General features: G+C 63.1%; 9 protein-coding genes. 5 read left to right on the plus strand and 4 right to left on the minus strand.

Annotation, left to right across the window (positions count from 1 at the left end; translation table 11 throughout):
- Window positions 1-17 precede the first annotated feature (17 nt).
- Both D1223_RS13270 and D1223_RS13275 read right to left on the minus strand, forming a co-directional pair.
- Window positions 18-1,082, minus strand: a complete 1,065-nt coding sequence (locus tag D1223_RS13270; protein ID WP_119376894.1) for an MBL fold metallo-hydrolase — start codon at window positions 1,080-1,082, stop codon at window positions 18-20.
- 62 nt (window positions 1,083-1,144) lie between these two features.
- Entirely contained in the window at window positions 1,145-2,524 is a 1,380-nt protein-coding gene (locus tag D1223_RS13275; protein ID WP_119376895.1) for an L-serine ammonia-lyase, read from the minus strand.
- A gap of 120 nt (window positions 2,525-2,644) precedes the next feature.
- On the opposite strand from D1223_RS13275, the gene D1223_RS13280 reads away from it, so the two are divergent.
- The 5 genes from D1223_RS13280 to D1223_RS13300 all read left to right on the plus strand — a co-directional run bounded on the left by D1223_RS13280 (window position 2,645) and on the right by D1223_RS13300 (window position 10,047).
- Entirely contained in the window at window positions 2,645-4,132 is a 1,488-nt protein-coding gene (locus tag D1223_RS13280; RefSeq protein ID WP_119376896.1) for an amidase, read from the plus strand.
- A gap of 90 nt (window positions 4,133-4,222) precedes the next feature.
- Complete coding sequence (locus tag D1223_RS13285) at window positions 4,223-5,506, plus strand: Xaa-Pro dipeptidase (RefSeq protein ID WP_119376897.1); 1,284 nt, start codon at window positions 4,223-4,225, stop codon at window positions 5,504-5,506.
- Window positions 5,507-6,289 carry an enoyl-CoA hydratase/isomerase family protein gene (locus tag D1223_RS13290; RefSeq protein ID WP_119376898.1) on the plus strand — a complete coding sequence of 261 codons (783 nt, stop codon included), beginning with the start codon at window positions 5,507-5,509 and terminating at the stop codon, window positions 6,287-6,289.
- 277 nt (window positions 6,290-6,566) lie between these two features.
- Window positions 6,567-8,900 (plus strand): TonB-dependent receptor, encoded by a 2,334-nt coding sequence (locus D1223_RS13295; RefSeq protein WP_119376899.1) that lies wholly within the window; start codon window positions 6,567-6,569, stop codon window positions 8,898-8,900.
- A gap of 142 nt (window positions 8,901-9,042) precedes the next feature.
- The gene (locus tag D1223_RS13300; RefSeq protein WP_119377145.1) at window positions 9,043-10,047 is read left to right on the plus strand and encodes a zinc-dependent alcohol dehydrogenase family protein; all 1,005 of its coding nucleotides are present in this window, start codon (window positions 9,043-9,045) and stop codon (window positions 10,045-10,047) included.
- Window positions 10,048-10,155: 108 nt separating this feature from the next.
- On the opposite strand, the gene D1223_RS13305 is transcribed toward D1223_RS13300, so the two are convergent.
- The gene (locus D1223_RS13305; protein WP_147372819.1) at window positions 10,156-10,929 is read right to left on the minus strand and encodes a hypothetical protein; all 774 of its coding nucleotides are present in this window, start codon (window positions 10,927-10,929) and stop codon (window positions 10,156-10,158) included.
- Window positions 10,930-10,962: 33 nt separating this feature from the next.
- On the minus strand, window positions 10,963-12,546 hold the full coding sequence (locus D1223_RS13310) for an MFS transporter (RefSeq protein ID WP_119376901.1): 1,584 nt from the start codon (window positions 12,544-12,546) through the stop codon (window positions 10,963-10,965).
- Between the last annotated feature and the right edge of the window lie 88 nt (window positions 12,547-12,634).

Raw genomic sequence — 12,634 nt, forward strand, 5'->3', positions numbered from 1 at the left:
CTGTCGCAGGGAACGGCTCAGGCTGCGGTGTACCAGTCCACCCCGTCGCCATCGCGGCTGACCGTCGCTTCGCCGCGCCCGATGAGGCAGCGCAGGTGCGCGATGGCCTCTCCCGTCGCCATGGACAGGACATCGTCACCGATCGCCCGGCCGAAGATGGACGGGAATACGTCAATCACGCGCCGGGGCGCCTGGCCAAGACGCTGCTTCAGGCGGCGAAGCCCGACCTCATGCCCGCGGATCAGATCATCGAGGCGCTTGTGGGCGCCGCGGAAGGGCTCATTGTGCGCGGGAAGGATGAGCGCATCCTCCGGCAGGTGCCCACGAAGCTTCCGACAGCTGTCCAGCCAGTCCTTGAGCGGATTAGCCAGCGGTTCGGTCGGGTGGACCGAGACATTGGACGAAATGCGCGGCAGCAGCTGGTCGCCTGAAATCATCACATTTTGTTCGGCATTGAACAGGCAGGCATGCTCGGGCGAATGGCCCCGCCCCACAATCACCTGCCAGTCATGCCCGCCGAGGCGGATCGTCTCCCCGTCCACGAGCCTGCGATAGGCGTCCGGCATCTGGCTGACGCCGCGCCCGAACCCGCCGAAGCGGCCGCAATAGGTCTTGATCTGGTCTTCATTCCAGCCGGCGGCGCGGTAGAAGTCGATCCCGGCCTGCGGCGCTTCGCGTCCCGTATCGGCGACCAGCATCCGGCAGGTAATGTATTCCAGCTGCGACATCCACAGCTCGGCGCCCGGGAATTTCCGGCTCAGCCAGCCGGCATTGCCGACATGGTCGGGATGCATGTGCGTAACGATGATCCGCCAGACGGGACGGCCATCAAGCTTTTCCTCGAAAATTTTCCGCCAGGCCTTCTTGGTATCGTCGAGCGGCATGCCCGTATCGACGATCGTCCAGCCGGCTTCGCCGTCATCAATGAGCCAGAGATTGATCCATTTCAGGGAAAACGGCAGCGGCATCCGAACCCAGTGCAGCCCGGGCAGGATCTCCAGCGTCTCGCCGGGCGCCGGTACGTCGCCAACCGGGTAATCCAGCCCTGCTCTGGCCGGTGTCTTGGTCTGAAATCCATCCATACGTGCAGAATGACATGGTGCAAAACCGCCTCCAAGCGTGACCGCGGGTCAAGCTGGTGGTTTCAACAGGCAATCACATTGACCGCCAGGCCGCCCTTGCTGGTCTCCTTGTACTTCGACGACATGTCGATGCCGGTCTGGCGCATCGTCTCGATGACCTGGTCGAGGCTGACCTTGTGCTGGCCGGTCCCGTGCAGGGCCAGACGCGCCGCATTGGCGGCCCTAACCGCGCCGAACGCGTTGCGTTCGATACAGGGGATCTGGACGAGGCCGCCAACCGGATCGCAGGTCAGGCCGAGATTGTGCTCCATCCCGATCTCGGCTGCGACGCAGACCGCTTCGGCATCCGCGCCCCAGACCGCGGCCAGTCCGCCCGCTGCCATGGAGCAGGCGACGCCGACCTCGCCCTGACAGCCCATCTCCGCGCCGGAAATCGAGGCGCGCTGCTTGTAGAGCAGGCCGATCCCGCCAGCGGTGGTGAGAAACCGGCGCGCCTTGGTCCGGTCCAGCCTGCCATCATCATGACAGTAGTGACGGATAACCGATGGCAGGATACCGGCAGCCCCATTGGTTGGTGCGGTCACGACCCGCCCGCCCGCAGCGTTCTCCTCATTCACGGCCATGGCGAAAACATTCAGCCAGTCGAACAGCTGCTCGCGCTCATTCGAGCCGGGATTATCGCGGAGCTTGCGGTAGAGGCCCGGCGCCCGGCGGGAGACATCAAGACCGCCCGGCAGGACGCCGGTCTGGTTCAGCCCGCGGTCGATGCAGGCCATCATCGTATCAACGATGCTGTCGAGGCGCTGGACCGTCTTGTCTCGTGCGCGCCGGGCATCCTCATTGTGAAGGACAAGCTCATCTACCCGCCAGCCTTTTGCCCGGCAGATCGAAACCATCTCACTGGCCGAGCCGAAAGGATGCGGCGCGCCGCGGGCGCTGGCCACGACATCATCCCTCGCCGGTTTTTCCAGCTGCTTGCGAGACGCGATAAATCCGCCGCCGGTGGAGAAATACGTCCGTGAAAACGGGTCTTCTCCGCCTTCAGGCGTCAGGTGCAGGACCATGCCATTGGGATGCAGATCGGGAACCGTATCGGTCTGGAAGACGATATCGCGCACCGGGTCGAAGGCGATTTCGGGCCCCTCGGCCAGCTTGATCCGCTTTTCCCGCGCCGTCTGCCGGAACAGGGTCTCGGCGGCTTCCGGATCGGCCGTTTCCGGCTTGAGACCGATCAGCCCCAATATGACCGCCTTGTCGGTGCCATGGCCGACACCGGTCAGCGCCAGCGACCCCTGCAGCTCGACCCTGACAGACCCGGCACCCGCGAGCTTTCCGGCCCGCGCCGCGTCCTGCAGAAAGCGCCGCGCAATCCGCATCGGTCCCACCGTATGAGAACTGGATGGGCCAAGGCCGATGCGAAAGAGATCCAGGATCGACAGCATAAAGGGGGGCTCCGGCGCGCAAGTGGTTGCGTTTGAAATCAATGGCTAGCTTGCGCTTGCCTTACGGACAAGGCGGGTGCAGCGTCACAGCAATAAAATGACCCGGGAGGAACTAGAACCATGACAAACCTGACCCGCCGCCACTTTCTGCGCGGTTCGGCTGCAACAGCGGCGTTGCTGCCTTTTGCTTCGGCCTGCGCCCCTGCCCGCGCGCTCAGCGCCACCAGCCTGCCTTCGGGCGATCTTGACGGCGTGCGCATGGCCGAGTTGATCGCGAACGGGGACATAACCTCCCTGGAGTTCACCAATGCGGCCATCGCCCGCGCCGAGACGGTCAACCCGCAGATCAACGCCATTGCAAGCGCGATTTATGACCAGGCCCGCGCGCAGGCTGCAGCGAGTCCCGAAGGCGCATTGGGCGGCGTGCCAACCTTCATCAAGGACCTCGCAAACTGGAAAGGCGCGCCGACCTATTATGGCAGCCGCGCCTTTGAGGGCTACATGCCGGACACCGACGACATCTTCCCGGCCAACTGGCGGGAGATGGGCGTGGTCGTCCTCGGCAAGTCGACAACGCCCGAAATGGGCCTGATCTCGTCGACCGAGCCGCTGGTCACCGGCCCGACGCGCAATCCGTGGGACCTCGATCGCATTCCGGGCGGCTCTTCCGGCGGGGCGGCTGCCCTGACAGCGGCACGCGTCGTGCCCTTCGCGCATGCCAGCGACGGTGGTGGCTCGATCCGTATCCCGGCGGCCTGCTGCGGCCTGTTCGGCCTGAAGCCATCACGCGGCGCGATCATCGAATCGCGAACCGAGGAAGGCATCGATCTCAGCGTGAATCACGCCGTGACGCTCACGGTGCGCGACAGCGCCGCCATCTTCGCCGCCGAGGAAAACCCCGATAGCGGCCTGCCCAAAGTCGGGCGCGTCATGGGCCCGTCCACGCGCCGGCTGCGCATCGCGTTCGCGCCTGAGCCGATCAATGGCGCCGCGCTTGACGCCGAAACGCGGACGGCCATCGAACGCACGGCGGAGCTCTGCCGCGGCCTTGGCCATGAGGTCATCGACTGGTCCATGCCGATCGACGGGAAGGAGTTCACCGACAACTTCCTGCTGCTCTGGGCGGCCGGCGCCTACGAGTTCGCGCAGGATGCCGCCGCCTATTTCGGCAAGCCGCCTTCGGAAGACATCGTCGAGCCCTGGACGCTCGGCCTTGTACAGGAATTTGCCCGGAAGGCCGACAAATTCGAGGATGCGGTCGCCTACCTGGCCGCGTTCGAGCCGCTCTATCATTCATGGTTCGAGGATTTCGACGTCATCCTGACCCCGACTGTCTCGACGCTGCCGCCGAAGATCGGCGTGCAGTCACCGACTGGACCGTATGACGAGGTCCGCAAGTCTGTTACCGACTTCGCTGCCTTCACCGCCCCGCTCAACGTGGCCGGTGCCGCCTCGATGAGCGTCCCGGTCCAGTGGACCGAGAGCGGCCTGCCGGTCGGCTCCCTCTTCTCGGGGCAGCGCGGGGATGACGGGCTTCTGCTCGCACTCGCCTATGAGCTGGAAGCGGCCCAGCCCTGGATTGACCGCAGGCCGGGCATTCTCGGCTGACCGCATGTCCGTCGCGCAACGTGCCTTGCCAGACCCTGAATCTGGCGACACGTTGCGCACCAATCCTTTTGATCCGACCGGAGTTTCGCCATGTCCCTTCGCCTCACTGCCCTGTCCGTCGCCGCGCTGAGTTTCGCCATGGGTGCACACGCAGAGAAGACGGTGCTGTCAGGCGGGAACATCATCGATGTCAGGACCGGCAATGTGATGACCGGCAATTCCATCCTGGTCGAGGATGGCCGGATCGTCGCCCTTGGCGGTGAGGATTCGCTCGGCCTCGACGGCACGGAGACGGTGATCGACATGAAGGGCGCCTACGTCCTGCCCGGACTGTCCGACAGCCATGTCCACCTGACCAGCCGGCATGACGATCACGGCTATCGCAGCCTCGCCATATCGCTGCCGCGCGCGACGATTTCTGGTGTGGCCAATGCCGAGACGACGCTGAAGGCCGGGTTCACCACGGTGCGAAATGTCGGGGCGGCCGGGTATTCCGACGTCGCCCTGCGCGATGCGATCATGGATGGTGAAATTCCGGGCCCGCGTGTCATCCCCGCCGGGGTGGCGCTTGGCATCACGGGCGGCCATTGCGACATGAACCTGCTGCCGAAGGAATATGATGCAACCTCGGAAGGCGTGGCCGACGGTCCATGGGCGGTGCGCCAGAAGGTGCGCGAGAACTTCAAGTATGGCGCCGAGGTCATCAAGTATTGCGGCACGGGCGGCGTCCTTTCCAAGGGCACGAAGATCGGCGCGCAGCAATTCACCGCCGAGGAGATGGCCGCCATTGTCGACGAAGCGCATGCCCTCGGCATGAAGGTGGCGGTCCACGCGCATGGCACCAAGGGCATCCGCACGGCCATCGAGGCGGGCGTCGATTCGGTCGAGCATGCCAGCCTGATCGACGATGAGAGCATCGCGCTCGCCAGGAAGCAGGGCACATACCTGTCCATGGACGTCTACGTATCCGACTTCATCCTGTCGGAGGGCGAGGAAGCCGGTATCTTGCCGGAGTCGCTCGACAAGGAGCGCGAAGTCGGCCGTGCGCAGCGCGAGAGCTTCAAGCGCGCCGTCGAGGCTGGTGCGAAGATGGCGTTCGGCACGGATGCCGGCGTCTACCAGCATGGCCTGAACGGGCGCCAGTTCGCCTATATGGTCGAGTGGGGCATGACCCCGCTTCAGGCGATCCAGGCGGCGACGATCAACAATGCCGACCTGTTCGGCATGGCCGATATCATCGGCGCCATCGAAGTCGGCAAGGAAGCTGACATCATCGCCGTCGGCGGCAATCCGCTGGACGATGTCCGTGAGCTTGAGGATGTCGACTTCGTGATGGCCGATGGCGTCGTTCACTCCAACGAACTGGGCGAATAGATGCCGGGACAGCTTCGGCTGGAAATTGCCGCGCCGGTCGCTGAGATCATCATCGATGCGCCAGCCCGGCGGAATGCCTTCAATATCGAGATGTGGGCCGCACTGCCCGGCCTCATCGCCGAGGCAGAAGCCTCGCCGGAGGCCCGTGTCATCATCCTGCACGGCGGCGAAACCGGTCACTTTGCCGCCGGGGCCGATATCTCCGAATTCGAAACGATCTATGCCGACCGGGAGTCGGCCGCAAAGAGCCGGGACACAATTTCGGATGCGCTGGACAGATTGGCCACATGCCGAAAGCCCGTCATTGCGGCCATCGAGGGCGCCTGCGTGGGCGGCGGCGTCTCGCTGGCCCTGGCCTGCGATATCCAGATTGCAGCAGAAGACGCCCGGTTCGGCGTGACGCCGGCAAAACTCGGCCTTGTCTACCCGCCCGGCGACACACGGCGACTGCTCGCAGCCGTCGGCCCGGCACAGGCCAGGGACATCCTCTTCACCGGCGCGATTTTCGATGCCGGGCGGGCGCTGCGGATCGGACTGGTGGCTGAGCTTTGCGCGCCCGGGACGGCGCTGCAGACGGCGAAGGAAAAGGCTGCCAGGGTCGCTGCGGTCTCCCAGTACTCGGTGCGGGAAATGAAAGAGATCATCGCCGCGCTCGGCTCGCCGGAGGGGCTCGATGAGACAGAAGGTCGCGAGCGATTTGTACAGGCCGCCACTGGACCTGACTTCAGGGAAGGTTATCTCTCCTTCATCCAGAAGAGAAAGCCGGATTTCCCGACCGTCTGACCTTCATTTTCACAATCGTATCGATGGGTTCGCCGCGCTGCCCAGCCGGCTTCGAGCCTTCGCTCGCATATCGTCATAAACAGATGGATAGACGTTAATGTGATGCATCATTGCATCACTGTGAGCGGCGCAGCAGCATGTGACCGCATGTCTCCATTGCATATCCGTATAAACGAAACATATGGCTGCGGAGCGGAATCGCTTCGGTGATTCACTCGGAAACGGACCCGTCAACGACCGGTCCGAAAAACAACATAAAACCATTAGGGAGACCTCAATGCAGCGCAAATCCATCCTCCTGTCCGGCGTAGCTCTGGCGACCGCTTTCAGCGCCCTGCCCGCCATCGCACAGGAGAGCGACAGCGACCGTGAAACGGCCGTCGACCGCGTTCTTCAGAAAGTCACTGTTTCGGCAACCAAGAAGAAGGACGTTGAAGACGTCCAGGACGTTCCGATCGCGGTCACCGCATTCAATGCCGACACGCTCGACGCCCTGAACGTGACGACGATCGAAGACCTCAGCTTCACCTCGCCAAACGTCTCGCTCGACGATGTCGGCACGGCGCGCGGCACGGCAAACTTCGCCATTCGCGGCCTCGGCGTGAACTCATCCATTCCGTCCATCGACCCGGCTGTTGGCGTCTTTATCGACGGCGTCTATCTCGGCGTGAACAACGGCGTGGTTGTCGACCTGTTCGACCTGGAGAGCGTTGAAGTCCTGCGTGGCCCGCAAGGTCTTCTCTTCGGCCGCAACACGACGGGCGGCGCACTGGTCGTCAACACCGCCAACCCGACCGACGACTTCACCTACAAGGCCCGCGCGACCTTTGACGGTCCGATCGACGACGATCGCGGCGGCCTGAACTCCACCATCCAGGCAACCGTTTCCGGCCCGCTGGTCGAAGGCGTCCTGAACGGCAAGATCGGCGCCTACTACAATTCCGACGCCGGCTACTTCAAGAACCTGTATGACGGCGACAATCACGGCGAAGCCCAGACCGCCATCTACAAGGGCGCGCTGGAGTACTTCCCATCCGAGCGGCTCACCTTCCTGCTCAAGGCCGAGTATGGCGACAGCCGCGTCGATGGCCCGACCGGCCAGAACCGCTCATACTTCGATCGCGACAGCTTCGACTTCTCGATCAACAATCCGGGCTTCGGCGAGTCGGAAACCATCCTCAGCTCGCTGCGCACCGACTATGATGTCGATTTCGGCAACGGTCAGATCACCAACATCCTCGGCTACCGCAAGTTCACGTCCGACACGTCGGGCGATATCGACGCGACGCCGTTCACCCTGTTCCACTCCGGTTCCGAACTCGCACAGGAACAGATCTCCAACGAGCTGCGCTATGCTGGCACGTTCGGCAAGACCGACCTGACGACGGGTGTCTACTACTTCAACCAGACAGTCGACTATACGGAAATCCGTAACCTGCCGACCACGCGCCCGGCAGCCCTGCCGGCCTCCATTCCGTGGCAGTTCTACGGCGGCGGCAGCCAGGACCACACCGTGTATGGCGTCTTTGCCAACGTCGACTACTCGATCACGACGGACCTGATCGCGACAGTCGGCCTGCGCTATTCGTCAGAGGAAAAGGACGCAGACGTGACCTATATCCGTCCGCGCTTCGAATGCTCGGTCGTTGACGGCACCTGCCCGGTCGATGGCAACAATGCGCTCCTCGGCGCGCTGGGCGCCACCGAGCCGAACGGCTTCTCCGATGGCGACGATTGGTCGAACTGGACGCCGAAACTTGGCCTGCAATACTTCTGGGCCGACAATTTCCAGACCTATGGTACCTATACCAAGGGCTTCCGCTCGGGCGGCTACAACTTCCGGATCACGGACGTTGGCGTCTTCCTCGGACAGATCGTTCCGCAAACCGGTGACTTCGGCTTCGACGAAGAGGAAGTCGACGCTTATGAAGTCGGCTTCAAGTCGAGCAGCGAGGATGGCCGCGTCCAGTTCAACGGTGCAGCCTTCCTGACCAAGATCTCCGACATGCAGCGTGAGGTGAACACGGCCGGTCCGTCCGGCGTCGTGCAGAACATCCTCAACACGGCAGATGCGACGATCACGGGTGTCGAAGTCGATGGCCGCTGGGCAGCGACCGACAGCCTGCTCTTCACCTTCAATGCCGGCCTGATCGATGCCGAGTATGACGATGTTCGTTTCGACATCAGCGGCGATACCGTGGTCGACCAGCGCGACGAAGCCCTGGAACTGCCGCGTGTGCCGCAGGTGACCTATGGCTTCGGCTTCATCCACGACACCGATCTCGGTGACATGGGTTCGCTCGTCTCGACGCTGAACATGCAGTATCGTGACCGCATCGCTTATACCGACAGCAATTTCGGCTGGGTGCAGGGCACGACACAGCTCGCGGCAGACTTCACCTGGGAGACCCCATATGAAGGCTTTGCCGTTTCGCTCTTCGGCGACAACCTGCTCGACGAAGTGCAGGTCGGCAACGACACCCAGCTGCCCTTCCCGGGGCCGCTCTCCAACGGCGTTCAGTCGCCCTTCCAGGCCCTGCCGGGCGGCGGCACGTTCAGCCCGCTCAAAAAGGGCCGTGTTGTCGGCGTGGAATTCACGCTGGCGCGCTAAGGCGACCCGCAATTCGACAGGATGGGGCGGCAGAGCGATCTGCCGCCCTTTTCTTTTGCGCCAGCCGGACGAGTTCCTTCTTGGCTGTCGCAGCGGCAGCGATGCTTGGTGTGATTCAAACACCTTCAAGGGAGATACGATCATGAAAGTTGCAGCAGTCAAGAAACCGGGCGGCCTGGAGAACCTGAAGATCGAGGAGCGTCCCGATCCGAAGCCCGGCCCGGGCGAGATCCTTGTCCGGGTGCGCGCCAGTTCGCTCAACTATCATGACTTTGTCGTCGTCATGGGCGGCATCCCGACCCCGGACGGCCGTATCCCGATGTCGGATGGCGCAGGCGATGTTGTCGCCGTCGGCGAGGGCGTCACCCGCTTCAAGGAGGGCGACAAGGTCCTCTCGACCTTCTTCCCGAACTGGCATTCCGGCCCGATTGGCGCCGCCGGATTTGCCAGCGTGCCGGGCGATGGCGATGACGGCTTCGGCGCTGAACTCGTCGCCGCCTCGCAGGAAGCGTTCACGCGCATGCCCGACGGCTATTCCTATGCCGAGGCCGCAACGCTGACCTGCGCCGCCCTGACCGCCTGGCGCGGCATGTTCGTCGAGAACAAGGTCAAGCCCGGCGACTGGGTGCTCACGCAGGGCACGGGCGGGGTCTCGATCTTCGCGCTGCAATTTGCCAAGGCGGCGGGCGCGCGCGTCATCGCGACATCCTCCTCGCAAGAGAAGCTCGACAAGCTGAAGGCGCTCGGCGCCGATCACCTGATCAATTACAAGGAAACGCCCGAATGGGGCAAAAAGGCCTTCGAGCTGACCGGCGGTCGCGGCGTTGATGAGGTCGTCGAGATTGGCGGCCCGGCCACCATGGCGCAATCCATCGCAGCCGCTCGTGTCGGCGGGCATATCTCGCTCATCGGCGTGCTGACGGGTGTCTCAGGCGAAGTGCCGACGGCGGCGTTCTTTTCCAAGAACCTTACCATGTCCGGCATCACCGTCGGCTCACGCGCCCACCAGGAAGACATGATCGCCGCCATCGAGGCGAACGGCATCAAGCCGGTGATCTCCGACAGCTTCCCGCTCGACAAGATCGCCGAGGCCTTCGGTCACCAGGCCGCTCAGAAGCATTTCGGGAAAATCGTGCTGGAGATCTAGGCCGGCAAGGAAAGCCTCATGGTGAGCGATGTCGAACCACAAGGCTCCCCGATGAAAACCAGACACCCTCGTCCTTCGACTTCGCTCAGGATGAGGGTGTTTTTTTCATCAGTTCACCGAGGTGAACTCAGCCCCGGTCTTCTCGAAATAGTCGCGCCAGAAGGCTTTCACGTCGCTCATCGGCAGGTCGTATTCCTGGCGCGGGACAACGCGGGCGACGATCTCGACACCGTCCATTTCCGGCACCTGGTCGGCAAGGCGGGTCTTCGAGAAGGCGTCCTTGTCGGTCCCGGTCTTGTAGAAGGAGAACTCGCCGGAATGCTGCATCAGGTCCGAGATGAGGATGATGCGGCGATCCCCGCGCGAGGCCCGGAAATCAGCCCGGTCGGCAATGGAATAGACCGCCTCGAACAGCGGTGAGCTCGGCTGGCGCTTGTCCATAAGCGCCTTCTCGATCTCTTCAGAAAGCGGCTCATAGAAGGTCTCGCGCCAGGTGTCCTCGATCATGCGGGGGTTCTGCAGGAAAGGGTTGGCATGTTCGGCCGAGCCCGGCGAGCAGTGGCTGTAGACGATCTTCGCGTCATATGGATCGGCCGAATTCGGCGTGACGACGGTCAGCCGGCCAAAACGCGGCAGGGTGCGCGCCTCGCTGTCGATGAATTCTGCGACCCATCCCAAATCGTTCGGATTGAACGGGTCCGACTGGTCGATCATGACCACCGTGTGCGCCGGGTCCTTGCGGTCCATGCGGCAACCGGTTTCCGGCGTTGTTGCCGGGCTCGCGCTGAAGGCGGCGAGGGCAAACAGGCCAAACACGCTGGCCAGCATCGCCCCGATCATGCCCCGCCAGAACCAGGGGCCCTTTTCTCTCGACCTAGCCATGACTGAGACTCCTTCCCGTCTGACGGCTTGCTATCAGGCGCTTTTCGCCTGGTGTTCCTGACGCTGGTGATGCTGCTTGTCGCGCATCGCCTGGATGTGTCCGCCCACGCGCTCCTCGATGGAGGAGAGGCCCTTCTGGACCTGCTGGATATGGCTTTCCATCCACTCGCGCACGATGTTCAACGCCTGGATGTTGTTCTCGATCGCCTTGATCGCCGCATTGGCCTGCTCGCGCTCTTTCTGGGTGTCGAGCGGCGGGATGTTCGGCGTGACGATCTCGTCGAAATAGGCGGGCACAGCGGCCTGTTCGCCCAGCTTGTCCCGGCAGGCATTACGCGCGCGGCGATGGGCCTGGCGGTAGGCAACCTTGAGCGAGCGCTCCTGGTCCCCGGCCCGTGCGGCGATCTCGACGGCAATGTCGCGGCGCGTCTCAAGCAGGTTCATCGCCTTCTCGATCTCGCGCTTGGCGGCAAGGTGGCGCTGCTGCTGGGTCTCGAACCAGATGCGTGAGCGGGTGAAGAAATCCGACAGGTCGTCGCGCACGCCATTGCGCACCTGCTGGCGCTTCTCATAAGCCGCGCGCTCCTTGCGCCAGACCCGGCCATAACCCGGGAAGCGGTCGGAGATGCGGTCATAGCCCTCATAGAGCGCAATCGCGAAGACGGTGAGGCCGATCAGCAGGAGGCCAATCGCAACAAGGCTGTCGAGGCCGAAAATGTTCGGGAACATGTCGGCGATCACCGCTGAAGGCGAAATCGCGAACATGGAGAAACCGGCGAGCGAACCTTCAGCCAGCGCATCATGCAGGGCGACCTCCACGGCATCGCGGAAGTGGGCCACGAAGAAGTTCACGAACAGGCCGCACGCGACGCACACGCCTGCAACGATCCCGCCGAGCACCTTCATATAGGTCTCTGGATGGTTGAGGTTCCTGAGGCCGACAAAGCCGCCAACCACGCCGAAGAGGACGTTTACAGCGGAAATACCGAAGGCGACCATCATGCCGCCCAGCAGGCCGGACGACTGCGCATCCTTGAACAGCAGCGCGTTGAAACAGCCTTCGACGATCATGATGAAGATCAGGATCGCGATGGCCTGTTCGACATTCTTCTTGATGTCGGGCGTGCGTTTCTGGAGCTGGTCGCCGAAGCGTTGCTTGAAGCTTTCCAGCTCAACCACCGTGGCTTCGTGATGCGCCTTGGCGTCGGTCGAATCGTCGAATTCGTAGTGACGGTATTCGCTCTCTTCCGCCTTGATCGCTTCCTTGAGCTGCTCGGGATAGATCGCGCCCGGCGTGCAGTCGGAAATGAAGTTGCGCACAGAGGCCGACGTGGCACTCATCCAGGTCTTCAGGCCGCGGCGCACGCGCTCGGCCTTTTCGGCGATCTGCTGTTCGCGCTCGCTCCACTGGTCCTCAGTGATCGATTCAGACGTCGGGATCCCGTCCTGGGCATCCTTGCGGGCCACCCGACGGGTGACCATGCGCGAAAAGCCCAGTTCGCCATCCTTGAGCGAGCCTTTCAGCCCGTGCTGGTTCTGCTCAACCTTCGGATCGAGTGGCTTGACCGGTTTCGTGTAGCCAAGTTCCGCGCCCCAGCGCACCTGTTTCTTCAACATGCCGGACCCTCTTAACAATAGCCCCAGTACGGTTAACGATTACCGGGAAATTGCGCGCGGAGGCTTAACAGAGTGCTAAGCCCCGAGG

This window comes from Henriciella mobilis, assembly GCF_003576285.1.
GTDB lineage: Bacteria > Pseudomonadota > Alphaproteobacteria > Caulobacterales > Hyphomonadaceae > Henriciella > Henriciella mobilis.

Coding starts and splice junctions, on each gene's coding strand:
- D1223_RS13270 (WP_119376894.1), bottom strand. CDS start 1,082: ATGGATGGATTTCAGACCAAGACACCGGCCAGAGCAGGGCTGGATTAC.
- D1223_RS13275 (WP_119376895.1), bottom strand. CDS start 2,524: ATGCTGTCGATCCTGGATCTCTTTCGCATCGGCCTTGGCCCATCCAGT.
- D1223_RS13280 (WP_119376896.1), top strand. CDS start 2,645: ATGACAAACCTGACCCGCCGCCACTTTCTGCGCGGTTCGGCTGCAACA.
- D1223_RS13285 (WP_119376897.1), top strand. CDS start 4,223: ATGTCCCTTCGCCTCACTGCCCTGTCCGTCGCCGCGCTGAGTTTCGCC.
- D1223_RS13290 (WP_119376898.1), top strand. CDS start 5,507: ATGCCGGGACAGCTTCGGCTGGAAATTGCCGCGCCGGTCGCTGAGATC.
- D1223_RS13295 (WP_119376899.1), top strand. CDS start 6,567: ATGCAGCGCAAATCCATCCTCCTGTCCGGCGTAGCTCTGGCGACCGCT.
- D1223_RS13300 (WP_119377145.1), top strand. CDS start 9,043: ATGAAAGTTGCAGCAGTCAAGAAACCGGGCGGCCTGGAGAACCTGAAG.
- D1223_RS13305 (WP_147372819.1), bottom strand. CDS start 10,929: ATGGCTAGGTCGAGAGAAAAGGGCCCCTGGTTCTGGCGGGGCATGATC.
- D1223_RS13310 (WP_119376901.1), bottom strand. CDS start 12,546: ATGTTGAAGAAACAGGTGCGCTGGGGCGCGGAACTTGGCTACACGAAA.